At 67.6% G+C, this 24,488-nt stretch carries 16 protein-coding genes and 4 pseudogenes; 10 read left to right on the top strand and 10 right to left on the bottom strand.

Features of this window, described 5'->3' with window-relative positions:
* Positions 1-302: 302 nt before the first annotated feature.
* Both LV780_RS04050 and LV780_RS04045 read right to left on the bottom strand, forming a co-directional pair.
* Positions 303-1,334 carry an IS110 family RNA-guided transposase gene (locus LV780_RS04050; protein WP_108222809.1) on the bottom strand — a complete coding sequence of 344 codons (1,032 nt, stop codon included), beginning with the start codon at positions 1,332-1,334 and terminating at the stop codon, positions 303-305.
* A 112-nt stretch (positions 1,335-1,446) separates the two neighbouring features.
* Positions 1,447-1,572: pseudogene (locus tag LV780_RS04045) on the bottom strand (IS5/IS1182 family transposase); the annotation flags it as partial.
* Between the two features lie 133 nt (positions 1,573-1,705).
* Between LV780_RS04045 and istA the strand changes: the two are divergent.
* Both istA and LV780_RS22065 read left to right on the top strand, forming a co-directional pair.
* Complete coding sequence (gene istA / locus LV780_RS04040; RefSeq protein ID WP_117344885.1) at positions 1,706-3,238, top strand: IS21 family transposase; 1,533 nt, start codon at positions 1,706-1,708, stop codon at positions 3,236-3,238.
* 12 nt (positions 3,239-3,250) lie between these two features.
* A pseudogene (locus LV780_RS22065) lies at positions 3,251-4,983 on the top strand (ISL3 family transposase).
* 120 nt (positions 4,984-5,103) lie between these two features.
* On the opposite strand, the pseudogene LV780_RS04025 reads toward LV780_RS22065, so the two are convergent.
* Positions 5,104-6,670, bottom strand: a pseudogene (locus tag LV780_RS04025) (IS3 family transposase).
* Positions 6,671-7,105: 435 nt separating this feature from the next.
* Positions 7,106-7,360 (bottom strand): hypothetical protein, encoded by a 255-nt coding sequence (locus tag LV780_RS04020; protein ID WP_181969631.1) that lies wholly within the window; start codon positions 7,358-7,360, stop codon positions 7,106-7,108.
* 3 nt (positions 7,361-7,363) lie between these two features.
* Between LV780_RS04020 and LV780_RS04015 the strand changes: the two genes are divergently transcribed.
* Complete coding sequence (locus tag LV780_RS04015) at positions 7,364-8,416, top strand: IS110 family RNA-guided transposase (RefSeq protein ID WP_108222804.1); 1,053 nt, start codon at positions 7,364-7,366, stop codon at positions 8,414-8,416.
* A gap of 272 nt (positions 8,417-8,688) precedes the next feature.
* On the opposite strand, the pseudogene LV780_RS04010 reads toward LV780_RS04015, so the two are convergent.
* The 5 genes and pseudogenes from LV780_RS04010 to LV780_RS03990 form a co-directional block, all read right to left on the bottom strand.
* Positions 8,689-9,381, bottom strand: a pseudogene (locus tag LV780_RS04010) (IS66 family transposase); the annotation flags it as partial.
* Positions 9,382-9,445: 64 nt separating this feature from the next.
* Entirely contained in the window at positions 9,446-9,799 is a 354-nt protein-coding gene (gene tnpB / locus LV780_RS04005) for an IS66 family insertion sequence element accessory protein TnpB (protein ID WP_108221760.1), read from the bottom strand.
* Complete coding sequence (gene tnpA, locus LV780_RS04000) at positions 9,796-10,200, bottom strand: IS66-like element accessory protein TnpA (protein ID WP_044247894.1); 405 nt, start codon at positions 10,198-10,200, stop codon at positions 9,796-9,798. Before tnpA ends, tnpB begins: the two co-directional genes overlap by 4 nt.
* A gap of 338 nt (positions 10,201-10,538) precedes the next feature.
* Positions 10,539-11,039, bottom strand: a complete 501-nt coding sequence (locus LV780_RS03995; RefSeq protein ID WP_101341700.1) for a cell wall hydrolase — start codon at positions 11,037-11,039, stop codon at positions 10,539-10,541.
* 362 nt (positions 11,040-11,401) lie between these two features.
* Entirely contained in the window at positions 11,402-15,052 is a 3,651-nt protein-coding gene (locus LV780_RS03990) for a vitamin B12-dependent ribonucleotide reductase (protein ID WP_108221759.1), read from the bottom strand.
* Positions 15,053-15,636: 584 nt separating this feature from the next.
* Between LV780_RS03990 and LV780_RS03985 the strand changes: the two genes are divergently transcribed.
* The 3 genes from LV780_RS03985 to eno all read left to right on the top strand — a co-directional run bounded on the left by LV780_RS03985 (position 15,637) and on the right by eno (position 18,340).
* Positions 15,637-16,050, top strand: coding sequence for a Fur family transcriptional regulator (locus LV780_RS03985; RefSeq protein WP_011907975.1), 414 nt, complete (start codon positions 15,637-15,639; stop codon positions 16,048-16,050).
* 91 nt (positions 16,051-16,141) lie between these two features.
* Positions 16,142-17,026, top strand: a complete 885-nt coding sequence (locus tag LV780_RS03980; RefSeq protein WP_011907974.1) for a DMT family transporter — start codon at positions 16,142-16,144, stop codon at positions 17,024-17,026.
* A gap of 36 nt (positions 17,027-17,062) precedes the next feature.
* Positions 17,063-18,340, top strand: a complete 1,278-nt coding sequence (gene eno / locus LV780_RS03975) for a phosphopyruvate hydratase (RefSeq protein WP_108221757.1) — start codon at positions 17,063-17,065, stop codon at positions 18,338-18,340.
* A 561-nt stretch (positions 18,341-18,901) separates the two neighbouring features.
* Here the strand turns inward: eno and LV780_RS03970 are convergent.
* Positions 18,902-20,017 carry an anhydro-N-acetylmuramic acid kinase gene (locus tag LV780_RS03970; RefSeq protein WP_101341704.1) on the bottom strand — a complete coding sequence of 372 codons (1,116 nt, stop codon included), beginning with the start codon at positions 20,015-20,017 and terminating at the stop codon, positions 18,902-18,904.
* A gap of 75 nt (positions 20,018-20,092) precedes the next feature.
* On the opposite strand from LV780_RS03970, the gene tyrS reads away from it, so the two are divergent.
* The 4 genes from tyrS to LV780_RS03950 all read left to right on the top strand — a co-directional run bounded on the left by tyrS (position 20,093) and on the right by LV780_RS03950 (position 24,488).
* Positions 20,093-21,343, top strand: coding sequence for a tyrosine--tRNA ligase (gene tyrS / locus LV780_RS03965; protein WP_108221755.1), 1,251 nt, complete (start codon positions 20,093-20,095; stop codon positions 21,341-21,343).
* A 246-nt stretch (positions 21,344-21,589) separates the two neighbouring features.
* Positions 21,590-22,774, top strand: a complete 1,185-nt coding sequence (locus LV780_RS03960; RefSeq protein ID WP_011907969.1) for an ABC transporter substrate-binding protein — start codon at positions 21,590-21,592, stop codon at positions 22,772-22,774.
* Positions 22,775-22,902: 128 nt separating this feature from the next.
* Positions 22,903-23,685 carry an ABC transporter ATP-binding protein gene (locus LV780_RS03955; RefSeq protein ID WP_108221753.1) on the top strand — a complete coding sequence of 261 codons (783 nt, stop codon included), beginning with the start codon at positions 22,903-22,905 and terminating at the stop codon, positions 23,683-23,685.
* A 92-nt stretch (positions 23,686-23,777) separates the two neighbouring features.
* Positions 23,778-24,488, top strand: a complete 711-nt coding sequence (locus LV780_RS03950; protein ID WP_044248611.1) for an ABC transporter ATP-binding protein — start codon at positions 23,778-23,780, stop codon at positions 24,486-24,488.

Raw genomic sequence — 24,488 nt, 5'->3', positions numbered from 1 at the left:
CCCGGTCAAGCCGTTTTGCGCATGGGGATGTGCCGCCGAACGGCGATTTTCTGCCTTGAGCAAGTGATCTGCCTCCCTGTTCGGCGGCCTTCGACTGAGATCGCCCCGGGTGCATGCTTCGGTCCGTGGTCGGCGCGAAGGCCGCCAACATGATGCTGGTTCAATGCAGTTTCGGTGTGCCCATCTCATTGGCGTGCTCGATGCTATCGGCATCAGTCCTGAGCACGGCATCACCGGAACCGCGTCCCGTGGGGACCTCGAAGGCCCGCGATCAGGCGGGCAGCGGTCTGGAACCTCTATCTTCAGCCGGCAGGAAACACCGGAAGATCGAAGCGGAAGTCGGTGTCGTCCTTCCACATGCGGTGCAGGATCACGGCGATGCGCCGCGCCAGTGCAACCATTGCGCGCTTGGCACCACGACGGCGCGCGAGTTTCGCCGCCCAGCTTCGCAGCCAGTTCGCCCTCCCGCGATGCATCATGACGGTGGCAGCCTGACAGAGCGCGCGTCGAAGATTGACGTCGCCCGCCTTGGTGATCCCGCCAGAGACATCGCGCTCGCCCGATTGGTTGCGAGACGGCGTCAGGCCGACCCACGGCCCGACCTTCTTCGAGGACGTGAATCGAGCCGGGTCGTCGACAGCGGATCGATAGGTCAGTGCCACGACCGCGCCAATCCCGGGCATCGACATGAGGCGCAGACAGACCGGATCCTCATGGGCGAGTTGGCGGACGAGGCGTTCAAGGCCCGCCAGCTCACGCCGCAGCGCCGAGCGTGCGCGGAGCATGGGTTCGGTCGCCGCTATCAGCATCGGGTTTCCCGCAGCCAGTTCGCGGATCCGCTGTTCGAACCCGCCACGCGATATGGTGCCGACCTTGAGCCCGAAGTTCCGCAGCAGCCCGCGCAGGGACATTTCCAGAGTGATGAACCCCTGTTGCACAGCCTTGCGGGCGCTGAGCACCGCGCGGACCTCCTGTGCAGACACCGATTTGCAGTGAACCGGCCGGAACCAGCCGAGATGCAACAGACGCGCGATGCCCTCCGCGTCCCGGCGATCGGTCTTGATCGGCATGGCCTTCAGTGCGCCCTTCACCTGCCGGGTCTCCATCAGCACGACGTCCAGTCCCGCCCCGGTCAGCCCGCGGTGCAGCCATTGCGACAGGGGGCCGGCTTCAAGGCCGATGGCGGCGATGGTGCCGTCCTGGTCCCCAATCCAGCGCGCCAGCGCTTCCGGCTCGCTGGCTGCCTGCGCCTCCCTCACGATCTTCCCATGCTCGTTGATCACGCAGATCGCGGTCTTCTCCAGCGATACGTCCAGTCCGACAAACAGCTTCATCCCGCAGTCCTCCCGATGGATCCGATACGGGAATGGCGCCAGCGTGCCCTCGATTTGGCAACGGGTACGGGCAGGTCGCGACGCAGGCCCCGTTACGGCATCTCATTGCGTTTCAGAGCCCGAACAGGCCGATGGCTGCGAGTGCGATAGCAGAGAAGAACGTCTCCGGGCTGCGGTCGTATCGGGTGGCAACGCGCCTCCAGTCCTTCAGCCGACCGCACATGATCTCGATGCGATTGTGCGCACACCGGGGTCATCCGGTCGCGGATTCCGGGGTGCCCGATCGCTCCGAGATCCTGCCGTAGGACACGCTGCTGGGCGATCGCAGCGGGTTAGCCTTGCCGTCCTGGAGGACGAGCAGGGAGCCCAGGATGAGACGATTGCCGATGCGCAAGATTGCAGAAGCCCTTCGCCTGAAGGCGGCCGGGTTGGCGACCCGGAAGATCGCAGCAAGCCTGAACGTGGGCCAGTCGACGGTCAGCGAGTATCTCAAGCGCGCCGAGCGGGCGGGCTTGGTCTGGCCACTGCCGGATGGCCTGGACGAAGCCGCACTGGAGCGGCGGCTCTTCGCACCAACGGGCGGAAGGACCCGCCGCGGGCTGGCGGTTCCGGACTGGCCGGCGGTGCATCGGGCACTACGCCGCAAGGGCGTCACCCTGGCCTTGATCTGGGAGGACTATCGCGCCGCCCATCCCCATGATGGTTATGGCTACAGCCGGTTCTGCGAACTCTACAGCCGTTGGGAAGGGAAGCTCTCGCCCACGATGCGCCAGCATCACGTCGCCGGCGAGCGCGTGTTCGTCGATTACGCGGGAGATGCCGTGGAGATCATCGACGGTGCGACCGGCGAGGTGCGGGCCGCGCAGATCTTCGTCGGCGTGCTGGGCGCCTCGAACTACACCTATGTTGAGGCGACCTGGAGCCAGAGCCTGCCGGACTGGATCGGCGCCCATGTCCGCATGTTCGACTTCTTCGGCGGCGTGCCCGAGCAGATCGTCTCCGACAACCTGAAGGCGGGTGTCACCAAGGCCTGCTTCCACGAGCCGCGGATCAACCGGACCTACGCCGAGATGGCCGCCCATTACGGCACCGCGGTGCTCCCGGCGCGCCCCTACAAGCCGCGCGACAAGGCCAAGGCCGAGGTCGGCGTGCTGCTGGTTCAGCGCTGGATCATCGCGCGCTTGCGCAGGCGGCGGTTCTTCTCGCTTGCTGAATTGAACGCGGCGATCCGCGACCTGCTGCCCGGTCTGAACGCCAAGGTGACCCGCCACCTCGGCGCCAGCCGCCGGAATCTGTTCGAGCAACTCGACCGGCCGGCCCTGCGGCCCCTGCCGGCCAGCCCCTACGAGTATGCCGACTGGCTCGAGCGCCGCGTCGGTCTCGATTATCATGTCGAGGTCGAGAAGCACTACTACTCGGTGCCCCACCAGCTTCTGAAGAAGACGCTCTGGGCCCGGATCACCTCGCGGACCGTCGAAGTCTTCCACGACGGCCAGCGTGTCGCGTCCCATATCCGCAGCGCGGGCGACTGCCGACACACGACGGTCGCCGTCCACATGCCCGCCAGCCACCGCCGCTATGCCGGGCTCACCCCGGCCGAGCTGCGGCGCAAGGCCGAGAAGATCGGGCCGAACACGGCGGCGCTGGTGGATCTGATCCTGCAAGCAAAGACCCATCCCGAGCAGGGCTTCCGGGCCTGCGTGGGGATCGTGGATCTGGCCAAGCCTCATGGGCGTGACGCGCTCGAGGCCGCCTGCCTGCGCGCCCGGGAGATTGGCGGGCTGTCCTACAGCTCGGTCAAGTCGATCCTCCGGAACAACCTGCATCGCCAACGGCCCGAGACGCCCGCGGAGGGGCCGGCGATCACGCACCCCAACATCCGCGGCGCCAGCTACTTCCACTGAGACGGAGACCACATGCTCGACCATCCCACCCTGAACCGCCTGCGCGAGCTCAAGCTCGAAGGCATGGCCGAAGCCTTCGCCGAGTTGCAGCGACAAGACGATGCCGCCGCGCTCAGCCATGCCGAATGGCTGGGCCTGCTGATCGACCGCGAGGCGGCCCGCCGCAGCACAAAGCGCTATCAGAGCCGGATCCGCACGGCGAAGCTGCGCCATGTCGGCGCCGCCATCGAGGACGTCAACTACCGCGCGCCGCGTCAACTCGACCGGGACCTGTTCCGCCAACTCGCGCAAGGCGACTCCCGCTGCCCGAGTTGCGGCACGGCCTCGACCCGGCTCCACAGCCGATACGCTCGCCGTCTGTCGGACCTGCCCGCGCATGGGCGTCGCGTCCGGATCGTGCTGACCGTGCGGCGCTTTCGGTGCCCGAGCCGGACGTGCCGGACCCGGATCTTCGGCGAACGGCTCGATGAGGGGATCGGCCAGCGGCATGGGCGCCGCACTGCGCGGCTGCAGGGCCTCGTCCAATGTCTCGGGCTGGCCTTGGGTGGCCGGCCCGGGCAGGCACTGGCCCATCGACTGCTGCTGCGCGTGAGCAAGGACACCTTGCTTCGCGCCGTGAAGAATGGCCTGGCTTCGGAAGCGCCACCGCCCCGCGTCATCGGCATCGACGACTGGGCCTGGAGGAAGGGGCACCGCTACGGCTCGATCCTCTGCGACCTCGAGCGGCGCAAGGTGATCGACCTTTTGCCGGACCGGGAGCCGGCGACCGTCGAGGCTTGGCTAGCCGAGCACCCCAGCGTGGAGATCGTCTCCCGCGACCGCGGCGGCGGGTATGGACTGGCCGTGGCGAACGGACGACCTGAGGCCGTCCAGGTGGCCGATCGCTGGCACCTGCTCGAGAATGCGAGCCGCGCGTTCCTTGATGCGGTCCGCAGTTCCATGCCGGAGATCCGTCGGGCGCTGGGGCGGGCAAGGTGGATCCCACCTTGCTGACCTCGGCGGAACGCATTCAATACGTTGGATTTCTCCGTCGGCAAGAGGCGAACGCGGCGGTGCGCGCGCTGGCCGATGAGGGAATGCCCATCAAGCAGATCGTCCGGCGAACGGGCTGCAGCCGACAACTGGTGCGCCGGATCCTGAGGGGGCAGCGCGAGGACGTCTTCCGCGTCCGGCAGCACTCGCTCGAGCCATGGCTGCCTTGGCTGGATGCCGAGTGGACGGCCGGGTGCCGGAACGGTGCCGAGCTCTGGCGTCGGATGCAGGCGGCCGGATTCCGCGGCAGCCTGCGCGTCGTCACTGAATGGGCAACCCGCCGTCGCCGGGCGGAGGCGTCGCGCGCCGAACTTCCGGCCCGCTGCCCGGCAGCCCGCACCATCGCCAGGGCGATGACGTTGCGACGCCACGACCTCGCTCGGGACGAAGCCCTCATGGTCGCGGCGATCGAGGCGAAGGTGCCGGAGCTCGCCACGGCCGCGGCGCTGCTCGACCGGTTCCAGCGCATGGTCCGAAAGCGAAGCGCCGACCATCTGGCCGAGTGGCTGGATGCTGCCGCCACCAGCCCGCTCGCCTCTTTTGCACGGGGCATCAAGGCCGATGAGGCAGCCGTTACCGCGGCGCTGAACGAGCCGTGGTCCAACGGTCAGACGGAAGGCCAGATCAACCGCCTGAAGATGCTCAAGCGCCAGATGTACGGTCGCGCCGGCCTTGTGCTTCTCAAGGCACGCCTGATCGGAGCTGTGTCATGACCGCGGAAATTGCACCGAAATTGAGTCAGAGCCGAAGCGTTGCCCCCTGTGCACGTAGGTTCGGTCCCCGACCGGGACGGAGGCGGTGTTCGTCAAGCTAGTTGTCCCGGTCTCTCGTTTTCAGGCTGCCTGTACGGCCGACCCGGCCATGGGTCCGCCGCCGCCAGCTTGATGGGGGAGCGCGGCGGCGAACCCATGGCCTCCGCGCCCGGCATCGGGCCGGACCGAGCCGATGGGCTGCCAGTTGCGGGTCTGGCCTGACCAGCGTTCGGGGTGTGCAGCGCGGGCCAGCTGGTAGACGCGGTGGCGCTCGGCCAGCAGCGCCTTGTCCTCGCCGCGGTGGCGCTGGTCGGGGGTGACGAAGCGGATCGCGCTGTGACGGTGCTCGAGATTGTACCAACGCACGAAGCTCTGGACCCAGGTCCGCGCCTCCTCGATCGTGGCGAAGCCCCGGGTCGGCCAGCGGGGCGTGTACTTGCAGGTGCGGAACAGCGCCTCGGAGAAGGCATTGTCGTTGCTGACGCGGGGCCGGCTGAAGGAGGCGATGACGCCCAGCCGCTCCATCGTCACCTTCATCGTCGCGCCCTTCATCGGGCTGCCATTGTCCGCATGGAGTACGAGCGGGCTGGTCAGGCACCGCTCCGACCAGACGGCGCGCCTGAGCACCTCGGCCGCGAACTCCGAGGTCTCGCGGTCGTGGACCTCCCAGCCGACAATCTTCCGGCTGAAGATGTCGACGATGAGGTAGAGGTAGAAGAAGGTCCCCGCGATCGACCCTGGAAGCCACGTTATATCCCAACTCCACACCTGGCACGGCCCCTTCGCCTCGAAGCTCGTCGGTGGTTTCCGGCGCGCAGCGGGGCGGGCGCGGCCACGGCGATGGTTCTGCCCGCGCTCGCGCAACACCCTGTAGAAGCTGGATTCCGAGGCGATCCAGATGTTTCGGTCGGCCAGCCGGGGCACGATCTGGCTCGGCGGAAGGCTCGCGAATTCCGGCGTGGCGCAGGTCGCCACGATCCGGTCGCCCTCCTCCTCGGTGAGCTTGTTGGCCGGCGCCGGGCGGTCGGCAGAGGGGCGGCGATCCTCGCGGATCCCGCCGTCGGGGCCCTGCCAGCGGCGCAGGGTGCGCGGGCTGAGGCCCGCTGCGGCGCAGGCGGCCGAGGGCCGGGCCCCGGCCTCCGTGGCGGCAGCGACGAGGGCGGCAATCTCCTGGCGATCCGGGGCTGAGGTCATTCGTCCTCGCCCTCCCTGCGGTCCCAGATCGCCTCGACCTTTTTTCGCAGGATCATCAGCGCGGCCGCCTCGGCCAGCGCCTTCTCCTTGCGCGCCAACTCACGCTCCAGCTGCTGGATCCGTTTCTTGTCGTCGCGCGTCTCGCGGGCGATCCGGCTCGCGGCTGCCCGCTCCCAGTCGTTGGCGCGCGCGCAGGCTTCGCGCCAGACAGCGAGTGCTCGGGGTAGATGCCACGGCGGCGGCAGTACTCAGCCAGCTCCGCCTCGTTCATCGAAGCGGTCTCGATCACCGCCGCCAGCTTGTCCTGGGAGGTCCAGCCCTCAGGCCCGGCGTTCGCATCCGGCAGGAGCTGGCCCTTCGCCCGAGCCTCCGCCCGCCACTTGGCGAGCGTCGCGACACTGATCCCGTCCTCCTTGGCCAACTGGCCCAGGGGCATGTTGTTCGGCGGCAGCATCTTCGTAAGAACCGCCGCCTTTCGTTCCCGTGAGTAAGCCAAACCCGTCGTCCTGTCCCGCCCGCCTCAGGATACACTTCCAGATCCAGAACCGGTGACAACTGCCCTGACGGGGCGGGCGGCAGAGACATTCGCCATACCGGCCGTTTTACGCCGATCCGGCCGGGTATCTTCGCTTCGCCTTGAGCCCCCGACATCCTTGCGACCGCGCGCCTCTTCGGAGGCACGCTGTCGCTGCTCGCCATCCGTCATGATGCGAACGTTCCCGCTCATGTCGGTGCCCCCGACCTGATCCGCCCGCGCCGTCACCACCGTCCCGTCGTGCGGATGAGCCGCCCGCGGCGCGGGCCGGTGGGGTGCGAGCAGGCCATGCGCCTTCATCAGCCGCCGCACCCGGCGCGCCACCGTCCGGAGGCCGCGGAAGCGCAGCCGCGCCTAGACCTTGCGATAGCCTTTCCCCGTGAAGGGCGAGACCTCGATCACCTCGCGGATCGCCGCCAGCAGGTCGGTGTCGCCGGCAGCACCCTGAGGGCCGCGGCGACGGGGTGTGCGCGGGTCGTTCGCTGCTTGCCGCATGCGCTGGCGATGAAGGGTCGCTCGCGACAGGCCCCAGAGATGCGCTGATCGGGCTTTGCGCCAAGCGTCGACGTTGAGACCCTGTCCTGCATCGCAACCGATCAAGGAGCTCATGCCATGGAGTTTTTCGTGGGTCTTGATGTGTCGCTCGACGAGACGCACATCTGCGTCGTCGACGAAGGCGGTCGCATCGTCAAGGAGACACGCGCTGCGAGCGAGCCGAAGGCGATTGCCAAGGCTATCCGGCACCAGGGCCGGCGCATCGAGCATGTCGGCCTCGAAGCCGGAAACCTTTCCCAGTGGCTCCACGAGGGGCTTGTCCGCGAGGGGTTCTCTGTCTCGGTGATGGAGGCGCGTCACGTCCGAGCGGCCTTCGCCGCGATGCGCGTCAAGACCGATCGCCATGACGCCCGCGGCATCGCCCAGCTCGTGCGCCTTGGCTGGTTCAAGCGCGTACACGTGAAGTCGCTGACCGCCCAGGAGACCCGCGTTCTGCTCACCGCGCGCACCTTCCTCATAGAAAAAGTGACGGCGACGGAGAACTCGCTCCGCGCCGCGCTGAGGACCTTCGGGCTGAAGATGGGATCTGTGACGCGGAAGACGTGGGAGGCCCGGGCGCGCGAACTTGCCGCCGGAAACCCGCTCCTCGAGGGCATCGTGGACGCCATGTTGCGGGTGCGAGCCCTGCTCCTTGACGAACTTGCCAGCCTCGACGGCCAGCTCATGGCACTCGCGAAGTCCGATCCCGTGACACGGCTGCTGATGACGACCCCGGGTGTGGGCGTGATCGTGGCGCTGACCTTCCGAAGTGCCGTCGATGACCCGGACCGCTTCCCACGCAGCAGGGATGTTGGCGCCTGGGCGGGACTGACCCCGCGAAGGTGGCAATCGGGCAAGACTGATATCGCCGGACGGATCACCAAGGCCGGTGATCCGCGGGTGCGCGTCATGCTCTTCGAGGCCGCGGCGAGCATTCTCGGGCGGGCGCGGGTCATGTCGCCCTTGAAGTCCTGGGGTTTGAGGATCGCGAAACGGACATCAATGAAGAAGGCGATCGTTGCCGTGAGCCGCAAGCTCGCAACGATCCTGCTGGCGATGTGGAAGTCCGGAACCGCATACTGGGCGGCGGGTCGGCCACCAGCCTCGGCCCAGGACCTCGCAGCAGCATGATGACGAAATTTATCAGGCCCCGCGAGCCACCAGGACCACGTGCTCGTCATCACTGAGATCCGGCGCCTTTGGGCGACGGTGTGAAGTCCCGAGTAGGGACGACGGACGGGATCAGCTCGGATTTGCCCATGGCTGAAGTGAAGCCGAGGTAGAGCTTAGGAGCATCCCGACCTCCACAGTCCGCATCTTGTGGCGGCGCGCCGACCACGGACAGAAGCATGGACCTGCTCGTTGGACCGTCATCGCCATTGACCGAACCCGCCCGATCACAGAAGCGGCATGTGTTCGGAATGCTTGGCCACGGCGACATGGGCAAGCAGCGCCTCGGTCGGCCAGCTGCCTTCCAGCAGATGCGCCGGAGCCTTGGCCTGGACGACGCCAATCCGCCCCTTCGGGCAGGCGTATTTCGGGCGGATCGTGACGATCACCTGGTACCGGGCCGGAATGATGTCGAGCCGCTCGGTTCGATCCTCGCCGATCCGGACCATGTCCCCGCAGCCGCAGGGGCAGACGATGTTGGCCGGCTCGATCACCCGTTCGACCCGCGGCAGGTGGTCCGGCAGGGCACGGGCCCTGCGGGGCGCGCGGGGCTTCTTCTCCGCATCGGGAGCGCTGGCTGCGATCCTCTCCTCGACCGCGGCGATGCGCGCCTCGGTCTCGGCGATGGCGGTCTCCAGATCCTCGAGGGCCAGTTCCAGCTGGGCCGGATCAAGCTTCTCGGACTTCGGCCCGAACTTCGCCTGCCGGTACTGCGCGACCTGGCCCTCCAGCGTCCCGATCAGTTCCTTGAGCTCGGCAATGAAGGCGTCCTTCTCGGCCACCACCGCCTGCTCGTGCAGGCGCGCGGCACGCTCGACGGAGGCCTCGAACCGGGCCGCTTCCAGAGCCGCATGCTGGGCCTGGAAGGCCGTCACCACCTCGGGCGGAAGATCGGGAAACCGGCTGAGATCGAGGGGCTGCGACATGCGCCCTTCGACCCGATCCGAGCCGCGGACCCCAGTAAAACAAGGTCGGAAACGACCGCCTGAGTCACCCCGCCGCAGCCGGAGGCGCCACCCGTTGTGCCACCACCCGACGCCACTCCAGCCCTTCGAACAGAGCCTCGTACTGCGCCCGGGACAGCCGCATGACCCCGTCCTGGATCCTCGGCCAGGCGAAGTTTCCCTGCTCGAGCCGCTTGTAGATCAGCACCAGGCCGCTGCCGTCCCAGACCAAAATCTTCAGCCGATCGCCCCGCTTCGAGCGGAAGATCACCGTCACGCCCGAATGCGGATCGAGCTTCAGCTCGTTCTGCACGATCAGCGCCAGCGCCGGATGGCCGCAGCGGAAGTCGACGGGCCGGGTCGCCACCACGATCGGCAGCCGCTGGCCGGCGACGATCATGGTGCCTCCTGCAGCGCCCGCACCAGCGCCGCCGCCCGTTCGGCCGGAACGTTACCCGGAACCCGCAGGATGACGGCGCCGATCTCGATGGTGACCACGCCTGACAGGCCATCCAGTCCGGCGCCACACTCCGGCTCCACCGTCAGGGGCACGAAGGCAGCCTCCAGGCCCTCCACCGCGTCCTCGGGCAGAGCGAGCAGCCCCTTACGGGCTTGCCGCCGCCAAGCCGAAAGCTGGTGCGCAAGCACCCCGTGCCGCCGCGCCACTTCTGCCACACGGACGCCCGGGCGAAAGCTCTCTGCCACGATCCGGGCCTTCACCTCGTCCGGCCAACGCCGATAGCCACGAGTGCGCCGGATCACCTCGATCCGGCCGTCGAACCCTTCACCGCCATCCGGCATGGTCGCCTCCTTCTGAACCCTCAGAACGAGACTCGCCCCTCCCATCCCGATCCGGAACCCGGGAACTCAATGGGCCATAGGCGGCGCATACGGTCGACCGGCGGCTCAGGGCGGAGGTGACACCCGCGGCATCCGCTACGGCCGCGTCTCCACCCGGTGGCTTCCTGTGCATTCTCGCCATTCCGTCCATGGTTCTGATCGACGGCTGGCGAATGATTATGCAGGTTCAGCTCGGCAGCGCTGCCACGTCTGCCGTGTGGAAGATAGTTCGATGTTGACCCGCCTTCGAACGCCTTCCCATCAGCCGCACGTAATGGCCGTACGGCAGCCCCTCAGAATCATTCACCAGCCTCTCGCCAACCCGTGATGCCCTCGATTGGCTGGGGTGGAACGGGCTGTGTCACGAGGTAATTCTTGCGCTTCTCGTAGAAGGCGTTCCCGCCCGTCACGAGCACGTAGTGCATGTTGTCGTAGGGGAAGCGGTGGCCGGCGGTGTGGAAGAACATCGCGTTGCCGATCATCGGATGGCGCTCGCCCTGCAGGACGGACCGGGCCGTCTCGCGCACCAGCGGCAAGGACCGCGAGTCCATCCGGCGGGACATGATGCGGGGAGCGAACTGGCCCCGCTGGGCGACGACGCCGCAGACCGACCTCGGATACTGGCCTGACTCGACGCGGTTCATGACCACGCTGCCCACCGCGACCATCCCGTCGCGGCTGGAGCGGTTGGATTCGAAATACATCGCCCGCTCCATGCACTCTTGCGGGGAGCGGCCGCAGGCGCCGAGCAGCAGGCCCGCCACGAGACCGGCGAGGAGTGTGGTCCGGGAGAGGTTCATCGCGAAATCCTCATCGAGTGATCCGTCCCTGCGGCGCCACCGGCAGGGCAAGTGGAAGCGCCTTGAGCCGCCTCGCGTCCCAGCCAACCGCCGGATCCTGACTTGCCGCTTGCGAGGATCAGTGCGGGGCCGATCACGTCTCTCGGGTTCAGGCGCATCCTTCTGCCTCTGAACATCCGGGGGCACAGGCCGCATCCGGAGTTTCGTAAGTTTTACCAATACTTGCGCGAAATTTCGCCGGCGGAAAGGACCAGAAGTCAGGGCTGCAAGAACCGCGCGGGACAGACTTTACCCCCCAAACCGGGACAAACTCGCCCGATTTGGGAGGAACTTTCGCCGCAGCGACAACAACCTCAATTTCCTCAGCTGCAGCCGCTCGTTGCACCGCAGGTGTTGCACTTCATGCAGGTGCCGTTGCGCACCAGCGTGTAGTTGCCGCACTCGCCGCAGGGATCGCCCTCGTAGCCCTGCATCTTGGCCTTCGCCCGCGCGTCCATCGCGACCGTGCCGGAGGCGAGGGCCGTCGCGGCGCGCGTTTCGGCGAAGCCGGTCAGCGAGGCGGACTCGAAGCCCACGGCCATGCCGCCCTGAAGCACCGTCAGTTCCTGCGGCAGGCGCTTGCGCAGGTAGCCGGTCGAACTGATCTGCTTGAGCACCTCGAGGCTGCGCGAGGCGGCGGCCTCGGAGACCTCGGTCACGTTCGAGCGCTTGCCCTCGTCCGTGCCGCCGCCGAGATCGTCGAAGCTCGCGCCCTGCGGTTTGACATGCGCAAGGTCGGTGCGGTCGAGGTAGGAAATCGCCAGTTCGCGGAAGATGTAGTCGAGGATCGAGGTCGCGTTCTTGATCGAGTCGTTGCCCTGCACCATGCCCGCGGGCTCGAACTTGGTGAAGGTGAAGGCGTCGACGAATTCTTCCAGCGGCACGCCATATTGCAGGCCGACCGACACCGCGATGGCGAAGTTGTTCATCATCGCCCGGAAGCCCGCGCCTTCCTTGTGCATGTCGATGAAGATCTCGCCAAGCGAGCCGTCCTTGTATTCGCCGGTGCGCAGATAGACCTTGTGGCCGCCGACGATCGCCTTTTGCGTGTAGCCCTTGCGCCGCTCGGGCAGCTTCTCGCGGTTCGAACGGACGATCTCCTTGACGATCACCTTCTCGACGATCTTCTCGGCGATCACGATCGCCTTCTCCTGCGGCGTGCCGGTGGCGAGGATCTCCTCGGCCTCCTCGTCATCCTCGACCAGCGCCGAGGCGAGGGGCTGCGACAGCTTGGAGCCGTCGCGGTAGAGGGCGTTGGCCTTGATGCCCAGCGAGTGGGAAAGTTCGTAGGCCGCCAGCACCTCGGCGATGGTGGCCGAGTTCGGCATGTTGATCGTCTTCGAGATCGCGCCCGAGATGAAGCTCTGCGCCGCGGCCATCATGTGGATGTGGCTCTCGACCGAGAGGTAGCGGCGGCCCTTCTTGCCGCAGGGGTTGGCGCAGTCGAAGACCGGCAGATGCTCGGCCTTCAGATGCGGCGCCCCCTCCAGCGTCATCGTCCCGCAGACATGGTCGTTCGCGGCGTCGATCTGGGCGCGGGTGAAGCCGAGGTGGCGCAGCAGGTCGAAGGTCGGGTCGGCGAGCTTGTCGGCCGGGATGCCGAGCGCGCGCTTGCAGAAGTCTTCGCCCAGCGTCCACTGGTTGAAGACGAAGCGGATGTCGAAGGCCGACGGCAGCGCCGCCTCGACCTTCTCGAGCTCCGCGGCGCCGAAGCCGTGGCCGACCAGCGCGGCATGGCTGATCGCGGGGCAGTTGGCCAGCGTGCCGTGGCCCACCGCATAGGCCACGATCTGCGAGATCTGGGCGGAACTGTAGCCAAGGGTCTCCAGCGCGGCCGGAACCGACTGGTTGATGATCTTGAAATAGCCGCCGCCAGCGAGCTTCTTGAACTTGACCAGCGCGAAGTCGGGCTCGATGCCGGTGGTATCGCAGTCCATCACGAGGCCGATGGTGCCGGTGGGCGCGATCACCGTCACCTGCGCGTTGCGGTAGCCGTGGGCCTCGCCCAGCGCCAGCGCCTCGTCCCAGGCGGATTTCGCGAGACTGACCAGACGCGCGTCCGGGCAGTTGGCGGCATCGAGCGGCACGGGGGCCACGTTCACCGCTTCGTAGCTTGTAGCACCATGCGCCGCGGCGCGGTGGTTGCGGATGACGCGGAGCATGTGCTGGGCGTTCCGCTGGTAGCCCGCGAAGGCGCCAAGCTCGGCCGCCATCTCCGCCGAGGTGGCATAGGCCACGCCGGTCATGATCGCCGAGAGCGCGCCGCAGAGCGCCCTGCCCTCCTTCGAGTCATAGCCCAGCCCCATGTTCATCAGGAGCCCGCCGATGTTGGCATAGCCAAGGCCCAGCGTGCGGAAGTCGAAGGACAGCTGCGCGATTTCCTTCGACGGGAACTGCGCCATCATCACCGAGACTTCCAGCGTCAGCGTCCAGAGCCGCGTGGCATGGATATACGCATCGGCGTCAAAGCGGCCGCCCTCGAAGAACGTGAGCAGGTTCATCGACGCCAGGTTGCAGGCCGTGTCGTCGAGGAACATGTATTCCGAACAGGGGTTCGATCCGCGGATCGGCCCGTCCTCGGGGCAGGTGTGCCAGGCGTTCACCGTGTCGTGGAACTGGATGCCGGGATCGGCGCAGGCCCAGGCGGCGTGGCCCACCTGATCCCACAGCTCGCGCGCCTTCACGGTCTTGGCGACCTTGCCGTCGGTGCGGCGCAGAAGCGCCCAGTCGGCATCCTCCTTCACGGCCCGCAGGAAGGCATCCGTCACGCGGACGGAGTTGTTCGAGTTCTGGCCCGAGACGGTGATGTAGGCCTCGGAGTCCCAATCCGTATCGTAGGTCGGGAACTCGATCGACGAGAAGCCCTGCCGCGCATACTGCAGCACGCGGTTGATGTAGGTCTCGGGGATCATGGCCTTTTTCGCGGCACGGATCGCGGTCTTGAGGCCTGCGTTTCCGGCCGGGTCGGTCGCGCGCTTCATCGAGCCGTCGAAGCTGCGGATGGCGGCGAAGATGTCGTTCAGCTTCGCTTCATGCTGCTTCGAACCGGCGACGAGAGAGGCGACCTTCTGCTCTTCGATGACTTTCCAGTTGATGAACTGCTCGATGTCGGGGTGATCCATGTCGCAGATCACCATCTTGGCCGCGCGCCGGGTCGTGCCGCCCGACTTGATCGCGCCGGCTGCGCGGTCGCCGATCTTCAGGAACCCCATCAGCCCCGAGGACTTGCCGCCGCCCGACAGTTTCTCGCCCTCGCCGCGCAAGCTCGAGAAGTTGGTGCCGGTGCCCGAGCCATACTTGAACAGCCGCGCCTCGCGGACCCAGAGGTCCATGATCCCGCCCTCGTTCACCAGATCATCCGCGACCGACTGGATGAAGCAGGCGTGCGGCTGGGGATGCTCATAGGCGCTGTCGGACTTCACCAGCTTGCCCGTCGCGTGATCGACGTAGAAGTGACCCTGCGAGGGGCCGTCGATGCCATAGGCCCAGTGCAGGCCGGTGTTGAACCACTGCGGGCTGTTCGGCGCCGCCATCTGGCGGGCCAGCATGTGGCGCATCTCGTCGTAATAGGCGCGCGCATCGGCCTCGGAGGTGAAATAGCCGCCCTTCCAGCCCCAGTAGGCCCAGGCACCGGCCAGCCGGTCGAAGACCTGCCGGGCCGAGGTCTCGCCTACGAAGCGCTCGTCCTCGGGCAGCGCCGCCAGCGCCGCCTCGTCGGGAACCGAGCGCCACAGGAAGTCCGGAACCCCCTTCTCCTTCACGCGGCGCAGGCGTGCGGGCACGCCGGCCTTGCGGAAGTATTTCTGGGCGAGCACGTCCGAGGCCACCTGGCTCCAGCCCTCCGGCACCTCGACGCTCTCGTTGCGGAAGACCACGGTGCCGTCCGGGTTCCGGATCTCCGAAACCATGGTCGTGAAGCCGATGTCGCCATAGGCGCCGCCTTCAGCCGTGGTGAACTTCCGCTCGATCTTCATCTCGCCCTCTCCGTTCTCGTCCCTCGCGGGGCTTGGCCCCGTCGTTGATCCAGCAGCCCGCCACAACACGGCGCCCTCCCGCGAAAGCAGGCGGGTCCGGCGCGTCCCGTAGGGCGGTCTGTCGATGGTTCCCGGCAAGCATCCGCTACATGTAGTGGCGGGCCTCCGTGTCACATCAAGTTGTCGCAAAGCCGACAGCGTGGCAACGGGATTCTTGAAGCCGCCTGCTAGATAATGTGCTTGACGCGCCCTCCGCCTCCATGGGTGGTATCAGTCGAAAGGCTGTGGGTAGTCGTGTGGATAATTCGAGGGAGACCGCGAAGGACAGACGCAAAGGCACGGCCCGGCAGGCAGTTGCAGGCGTGGCCGCAGGCTGGGGATGAACGGCCCTGCCCCGAGTCGCGGGCTTCAAGGCACGGAAATCGCGCGCCTTTCGCGTGGCATCCCTGCAACGCAAACCCCGCACGCCCTGGGGCGGTCGAGGCGGGCGATTCCCCCTCTCCGCCCGGCAGGAAACCGCTGGCAGAGCCGCCGGGGATCGCTTAGATCTTCGGCTGACACCGGCCACGACACCGGAGATCTGCATGCAGGACTCGATCATCTCCCGCTGCGAGGCCAAGGGCCTGCGCATGACCGAACAGCGCCGCATCATCGCGCGGGTGATCGGCGAATCCGCCGACCATCCCGATGTCGAGGAACTGCATGCCCGCGCCTCGGCCGTCGATCCGCGCATCTCGATCGCCACGGTCTATCGCACGGTGAAGCTCTTCGAAGAGGCCGGGATCCTCGAGCGGCTCGAGTTCGGCGACGGCCGCGCGCGCTATGAGGATGCCGAGCGCGACCATCACGACCACCTGATCGACGTGACGACCGGCGCGGTGATCGAGTTCGTCGATCCCGAGATCGAAGCGCTGCAGGAGAAGATCGCCGCCCGGCTGGGCTACCGGCTGGTGGGCCACAGGTTCGAGCTGTTCGGCCGCCCCGTGAAGAGGGGCTGACGCTCGCATCCGGGGTCGCAAGACCCCCGCAAAGGGAGCGGCAGGGACCGCCTCCGCATCCGGGGACAGGATCCCCAAGTCAGGGACAGACATGGAAAACTTGCGCGGCATCGTGATGATGATCGTGTCCATGGCGGGCTTCGCCATGGAGGACATGTTCGTGAAGCTGGCCTCGGCCGGCATGCCGACGGGGCAGATCCTGCTGTTCCTGGGCCTCTTCGGCGCGCCGCTCTTCTGGGCGCTGGCCCGGCGCGAGGGCAAGGCGGTCCTCTCGCGCGAGGTGCTGGCGGGCCCGATCCTCTGGCGCAATCTGGGCGAGATGGTGGGCACGGCCGGTTTCGTGACCGCGCTGGCGCTGACGCCGCTCTCGAGCGCCTCGGCGATCCTGCAGGCGACACCGCTTGTCGTGACCTTCGGGGCGGCGGTCTTTCTCGGCGAGAAGGTGGGATGGCGGCGCTGGAGCGCGATTGCCGTGGGGTTCGCCGGCGTGGTGGTGGTGATCCGACCGGGGCTCGAAGGGTTCGAGCTGGCCTCGCTCTGGGCCGTGCTCGGCGTGATCGGGCTTGCAGGCCGCGACCTCGCCACGCGCCGGGTGGCGGCCTCGACCTCGACCATGCAGGTCGGCGCCTGGGCCTTTCTCACGGTGGCGGCCGTGGGCGGGATGATGCTGGCCGTCGGCGGTGGCGCGGTCTGGCCCGGGCCCGGGCAGATGGGCCTGCTGCTGGGCGCGCTCTGTTTCGGCTTCGTCGGCTACTGGACGCTGATCCTGGCCACCCGCGTGGGCGAGGTCTCGGCCATCGTGCCCTTCCGCTACACGCGGCTCGTCTTCGCCATGCTGATCGGGTTCCTGGTGTTCCACGAACGCCCCGACGCCTGGATGCTGGCGGGCGCGGCGCTGATCATCGGCTCGGGGCTCTACAGCTTCACGCGCGAGCAGCGGCTGCGCCGTCTTTCCTTGCGGCAAGCCGCAGAGTAAGAAGCCGCAAACCCACGGCAACCCAAGGGACAGATTATGAGCACGATCATCGACATCCACGCCCGCGAGATCCTCGACAGCCGCGGCAACCCCACCGTCGAGGTGGACGTCACGCTGGAAAGCGGCGCCTTCGGCCGCGCCGCGGTGCCCTCGGGCGCCTCGACCGGCGCGCATGAGGCGGTGGAGAAGCGCGACGGCGACACGTCGCGCTACATGGGCAAGGGCGTGCTCGAGGCGGTTGCGGCCGTCAACGGCGAGATTGCCGAGATGCTGGTGGGGTTCGATGCGACCGACCAGGTCGGCATCGACCGCACGATGATCGAGATGGACGGCACGCCGAACAAGGGCCGCCTGGGCGCCAACGCCATCCTCGGCGTGTCGCTCGCGGTAGCCAAGGCCGCGGCCGAGTTCACCAACCAGCCGCTCTTCCGCTACGTCGGCGGCGCCTCGGCGCGCGTGCTGCCGGTGCCGATGATGAACATCATCAACGGCGGCGAGCATGCCGACAACCCGATCGACATCCAGGAATTCATGATCATGCCGGTCGCCGCGAAGAACGTGCGCGACGCGATCCGCATGGGCTCGGAAGTGTTCCACACGCTGAAGAAGGAACTGGCGGCCGGCGGCTTCAACACCGGCATCGGCGACGAGGGCGGCTTTGCCCCGAACATCTCGTCCACCCGCGAGGCGCTGGACTACATCCTGCGCTCGATCGAGAAGGCGGGCTACAAGCCGGGCGAGGACATCTACCTCGCGCTCGACTGCGCCTCGACCGAGTATTTCAAGGGCGGCAAGTACGAGATGAAGGGCGAGGGCAAGTCGCTGACCTCGGCCGAGAACGTGGACTATCTCGCGGCCCTCTGTGCCGACTATCCGATCATCTCGATCGAGGACGGCTGCGCCGAGGACGACTGGGACGGCTGGAAACTGCTGACCGACCGTCTGGGCGCCAAGGTGCAGCTGGTGGGCGACGACCTCTTCGTGACCAATCCCAAGCGGCTCGAACAGGGCATCAAGGCGGGCGTCGGCAACTCGATGCTGGTCAAGGTGAACCAGATCGGCTCGCTGACCGAGACGCTGATGGCCGTCGATATGGCCCATCGTGCGCGCTACACCAACGTCATGTCGCACCGCTCGGGCGAGACGGAAGACTCCACCATCGCCGATCTCGCGGTGGCGACGAACTGCGGCCAGATCAAGACCGGCTCGCTGTCGCGCTCGGACCGGCTGGCGAAATACAACCAGCTCATCCGCATCGAGGAAATGCTGGGCGAGGTGGCGGAATACGCCGGCCGCTCGATCCTCAAGGGCTGAGTGCCGAAAGGGGGCTGAGCCCCCTCCTCGCATCTGCGTGGGCCGGCTGATCGTCGGCGCGCGCGGGTCGCTTGCGAGCCCGGCCCGGACGCGGTGCGCCCGGGCCTCTTCTCCTGATCAGGAGAAGGTGTAGTCGCACGGATCGTGCGGACGACCACGGCCGGGACCACGGCCATGCCCGGGGCCGCCATGACCGCGGCCATGAGTCATTTCCTCCAGCGTGCCGAGCGCGCGAAGCACCGGAGCTTCGTAAGTCTGAAACTCTTTATCCAATTTTCGTCTCCTTTATGACTGCCAGTGACCTGGCAGCCCAAGCTTGGCGGCCGCTCTTCACCTGTCAACAAAGGGTTCCTTCCAGGCGCCTTGATGGCCGGAAATACAACCGGACGGGCAGCCGCCTTCAATCGGGGTGCTCATTTCGAGAGGGATTCCGCCGGCTTTCGCAGGGCAGCGCGATGCAGCTCCCCTCGGATGCCGGGCGGCCAGCAGGCTTGAAGGCGGGCCGGAGCCCCCCGGTGTTGCCAGGCCCCCGGCGGGCCACGGTCCATGCGCGCGGCGGGATCAGCCTTCGAGAGCCAGTTCCTCGGGGCGGCTGATCCGGCCCCCGCCGATGCAGGCGGACACGCCGGTCGTCGCGGGGCCCGAGGTCGGCAGCCCGCGCGCCACCCTCACGGCCAGGTAGGCGAAGGCCTGCGCCTCGAGCATGTCGCCATCCAGACCCACCTGCTCGACCGGGACGGCCTCGATCCCGGTGCGCGACTCGAGCATGGCCATCAGCACCGGGTTGCGCCGTCCGCCGCCTGTCACCAGAAGCTGCCGGACCGGAGTCGGGAAATGCCCCGCCCCGCGGGCGACCGCCGCGGCCGCCGCCGCGGTCAGCGTGGCTGCCGCGTCGGCGTCGGCCAGCCCCTCCACCGCCCCGAGCAGGTCCGCGAAGGCGTCGCGGTCGAGCGACTTCGGCGGCATCCGGGCGAAGAAGGCGTGGCCGAGAAACCGCTCGACCACCGGCTCCGCCACCTGTCCGCGAGCCGCGAGCCGCCCGCCCTCGTCATGGCTGCGCCCGAAGCGGGCCTGCATGAGGTCGTTGATCGGCGCGTTTGCCGGCCCGGTGTCGAAGGCCAGGCAGGCGCCCGGCGCCTCGGGGCTGGCCTGCCGCGGATCGACCCAGGTGAGATTGCCCACACCTCCGAGGTTCAGGAAGGCCACCGGCTGCTCGGCCCCCAGTCGCCGCGCGCAGGCGAAATGGTAGAAGGGCGCAAGCGGCGCCCCCTGCCCCCCCGCCTGCACATCGGCCGAGCGGAAATCCCAGACCACCGGCAACCCCAGCGCACGGGCGAGCCGCTCGCCCGAGCCCGCCTGATGCGTGCCCCGTCCGCCCGGCTCATGCGCAAGGGTCTGGCCGTGGAAGCCCACCAGTTCCGCGCCCCGAAAGCGGGCCAGCAGCTCGGCGTGGGCCGCCTCGACCACCTGCTCGGCCGCGGCGACCGCCTCCTCGCCGGGCCAGCGCCCGAGCGCCGTCCGCAAGACCTCGCGCTCCGGCCCGGAATAGGGCCGGTAGGCCGTTGCGCCGAACTCGAGGATCCGCTCGCCGTCCGTCAGCACCATGGCCGCATCCACCCCGTCGAGGGACGTCCCCGACATGGTGCCAAGCGCCCAGACCGCACCGCCCTTCAACATGGCTTTCCCTCCATGACCACCACGGATATACCCCGCCATCATAGCTGTGACGACCGCCCAAGGCACGAGGGACCGATGACCTACCATCCCAAATCCGACTTCCTGCGCGTGATGCAGGAACGCGGCTACCTCGCCGACTGCACCGACATGCAGGCGCTGGACGAGGCCATGTCCAAGGGGGTCGTGCCTGCCTATATCGGCTATGATGCGACGGCGGCCTCGCTGCATGTCGGGCATCTGCTGAACATCATGATGCTGCGCTGGCTGCAGAAGACCGGGCACAAGCCGATCACGCTGATGGGCGGCGGCACGACCAAGGTGGGCGATCCGTCCTTCCGCTCGGAGGAGCGCCCGCTGCTCACGCCCGAGAAGATCGACGCCAACATCGCCGGGATGAAGCAGGTCTTCGCGCGCTACCTCGATTACGGCGACGGCGCGACGGGCGCGCTGATGCTGAACAACGCCGAGTGGCTCGACAGCCTGAACTACCTCGATTTCCTGCGCGACATCGGCCGGCATTTCTCGGTCAACCGGATGCTCTCGTTCGAGAGCGTGAAGAGCCGGCTCGACCGCGAGCAGTCGCTGTCGTTCCTCGAATTCAACTACATGATCCTGCAGGCCTATGACTTCCTCGAGCTGTTCCGGCGCTACGGCTGCCGGCTGCAGATGGGCGGCTCGGACCAGTGGGGCAACATCGTCAACGGCATCGACCTGACGCGCCGCGTGCTCGAGGGCGAGATCTTCGGCCTGACCTCGCCGCTCCTGACCACATCGGACGGGCGCAAGATGGGCAAGTCGGCCGGTGGCGCCGTCTGGCTGTCGGGCGAGATGCTGGCGCCCTACGACTTCTGGCAGTTCTGGCGCAACACGACCGATGCGGACGTGGGCCGGTTCCTGAAGCTCTACACCGAGCTTCCGGTCGAGGAATGCGACCGGCTGGGCGCGCTGCAGGGGGCCGAGATCAACGGCGCGAAGATCCGGCTGGCCAATGAGGTGACGACGCTTCTGCATGGGCGCGAGGCGGCCGAGGCGGCCGAGGCCACGGCGCGGGCGGTCTTCGAGCAGGGGGGCGTCGGAGGCGCGCTCGAGGTGGTGGAGATCGCTCCCGCGACGTTGGGAGAGGGTCTTTCGGTCACGCATTTCCTCGTGGTGGCGGGCCTCGTCACGTCGGGCAAGGAGGCCAAGCGCCTCGTGGCCGAGAATGGCCTGCGCTTCAACAACGAGCCGGTGAGCGATGCCAACGCGCCCGTGACGGCGGCCATGATCGGCGACGAACTCAAGGTCTCGATCGGCCGGAAGAAGCACAAGCTGGTGCGCCTCGCCTGAGGTCCGGGCCCGGCGCCAGAGGTGCCGGGCCGGATCCGTTCCCTGATGCCCTTGTGCGCGCGACGCCGGCCGCACGTTTCCCGCAGCCCGCTCGCGCGCCCACAGCCGGGCGCCCCACCTGCAGATGCGACCCGTCGCCGCCGGGTCAGGGTGCCGCTCCCGAGGCGCCGCGATGCTCCCTTTTCTTTTTCCTTGCGGCAAAATAGGGTCGGCCGCAGGATTTCGATCCAATCAGGGAGTTGAACAATGAAGAAGCTGCTTCTGGCCGGAACGGCTACCGTGGCGCTTGCCGGTGCCGCCTCGGCACAGGATGTCAAGCTCGGCATCATCCTGGGCTTCACCGGCCCGCTCGAATCGATCACGCCCAGCATGGCTGCGGGTGCGGAGCTTGCGGTCAACGAGGTGAATGCGGCGGGCACGCTGCTCGATGGCGCGCAGGTGACGGTGGTGCGGGCGGACTCGACCTGCGTCGATGCGGCGGCGGCAACGGCTGCGGCCGAACGTCTCGTGACCTCGGACAAGGTGCAGGGCATCATGGGCGCCGACTGCTCGGGCGTGACCGGGGCGGTGCTGCAGAACGTCGCCCGTCCGAACGGCGTCGTGATGATCTCGCCCTCGGCCACCTCGCCCGCGCTGTCGGAAGCCGAGGATGACGGGCTGTTCTTCCGCACCGCGCCCTCCGATGCCCGCCAGGGCGAGGTGATCGCCGAGATTCTGCAGGAACGCGGCATGGGCTCCGTCGCGATCACCTACACCAACAACGACTACGGCAAGGGGCTGGCGGACTCGATCCAGGCGGCCTTCGAGAAGGCCGGCGGCACGGTCACGATCTCGGCCGCGCACGAGGACGGCAAGGCCGACTATTCGGCCGAGGTCGCGGCGCTGGCGGCGGCGGGCGGCGACATGCTGGTCGTGGCGGGCTATGTCGATCAGGGCGGCAAGGGCGTGATCCAGGGCGCGCTCGACACCGGCGCCTTCGAGACCTTCTTCCTGCCGGACGGCATGTATGGCGACTCGCTCGTGCAGGCCATCGGCTCGTCGCTCGACGGCTCGTTCGGCACCGTGCCGGGCACCGACAGCGAAGGTGCGACGAAGATTCTCGACATGGCGAAGGAAGCGGGCTTCGACGGCACCTCCTCCTATGTGGGCGAGAGCTACGACGCGGCCTCGCTGATCCTACTCGCCATGCAGGCGGCGGGCTCGTCCGCACCGGCCGACTACAAGGCCAAGATCGAGGAAGTGGCGAACGCGCCTGGGGAAAAGATCTATCCTGGCGATCTGGCCAAGGCGATCGAACTGCTCAAGGCGGGCACCGACATCGACTATGTGGGCGCCACCAGCGTCGAACTGATCGGCCCCGGCGAAAGCGCGGGCAGCTTCCGCGAATATACCGTCAAGGACGGTCAGTTCGTCACGGACCGCTTCCGCTAAGGCAGGCGAACGTATAAGGGACCGGGACGGCCCGGGGCGCGCGAGAGGGTGCGCCTTGGGCCGTTGCCATTAAGAAGAACGGACCCGGCGGTGCGGGAGGGCGCGGATCGGCGGGCAAAGGGGAAAGCATGATAGCAGTCGAGAACCTGCACAGGCACTTCGGCGGATTCCGCGCCGTGGACGGCGCCTCGCTGCAGATCGCCACCGGCTCGATCACCGGGCTGATCGGACCGAACGGGGCGGGCAAGACCACGCTCTTCAACGTGATCGCCGGGCGGCTGAAGCCGACCTCGGGCCGCGTCACGATGGACGGCGAGGAGATCACCGGCCTGCCGCCGCACGAACTGTTTCACAAGGGCCTTCTGCGCACCTTTCAGATCGCGCACGAGTTCGGCTCGATGAGCGTGCGGGAAAATCTCATGATGGTTCCGGCCCGGCAGTCCGGCGAGACGCTGTGGAACGCCTGGTTCCGGCGGGGCGCGGTGGAGGCCGAAGAGCGGCGCCTGCGCGACAAGGCCGACGAGGTGCTGGAGTTCCTGACGATCTCGCATCTCGCCGACGAGAAGGCCGCCAACATCTCGGGCGGGCAGAAGAAGCTCCTGGAGCTTGGCCGCACCATGATGGTGGATGCCAAGATCGTGTTCCTCGACGAGGTGGGCGCGGGCGTGAACCGGACACTTCTCAACACGATCGGCGACGCCATCGTGCGGTTGAACGAGGAGCGCGGCTATACGTTCTGCGTGATCGAGCACGACATGGATTTCATCGCCCGCCTCTGCAACCCGGTCATCTGCATGGCCGAGGGCAAGGTCCTGGCGGAAGGCACGGTCGAGGAAGTGAAGAATGACGAGCGGGTGATCGAGGCCTATCTCGGCACCGGCCTCAAGAACAAGGTGGCGGGTCATGCGTGAGACCTCCGGCGTGGTGCGGGAGGCCGCTGTCGGAGCCTCCGGCGGGGATATTTGTGCCAGAATGAAGGGGCACGCCCGTGCGGGAGGCCGCCGTGGCTGAGCCCTTCCTCATCGGCGAGAACATGACGGGCGGCTATGGCGCCGCCGACATCCTGCACGGCTGCACGCTGGCCGTGGAGAAGGGCCAGATCGCGGTGATCGTGGGGCCGAACGGCGCGGGCAAGTCCACCGCCATGAAGGCGGTCTTCGGGATGCTGAAGCTGCGCGCGGGCCATGTGCGGCTTGATGGCGAGGATATCACCGCGCTCTCGCCGCAGGCGCGCGTGGCCAAGGGGATGGCCTTCGTGCCCCAGACCCACAACATCTTCACCTCGATGACGGTCGAGGAGAACCTCGAGATGGGCGCCTTCCTGCGCCGCGACGACATCCGGGGCACCATGGAGCAGGTCTATGGCCTGTTCCCGATCCTCAAGCAGAAGCGCCGCCAGCCGGCGGGAGAGCTTTCGGGCGGCCAGCGCCAGCAGGTGGCCGTGGGCCGCGCGCTGATGACCCAGCCCAAGGTGCTGATGCTGGACGAGCCCACGGCCGGCGTCTCGCCGATCGTGATGGACGAGCTGTTCGACCGCATCATCGAGGTCGCCCGCACCGGCATCTCGATCCTGATGGTCGAGCAGAACGCCCGGCAGGCGCTGATGATCGCCGACCGCGGCTATGTGCTCGTGCAGGGCGCCAACCGATTCACCGACACGGGGCCCGCGCTGATGGCCGACCCCGAGGTCCGCCGTTCCTTCCTCGGAGGCTGA

The organism is Cereibacter azotoformans, from assembly GCF_021391315.1.
Lineage (GTDB): Bacteria > Pseudomonadota > Alphaproteobacteria > Rhodobacterales > Rhodobacteraceae > Cereibacter_A > Cereibacter_A azotoformans.
Note: the sequence above shows the minus strand (reverse complement) of the source record. Positions and strands in the feature narration are given on the sequence as shown.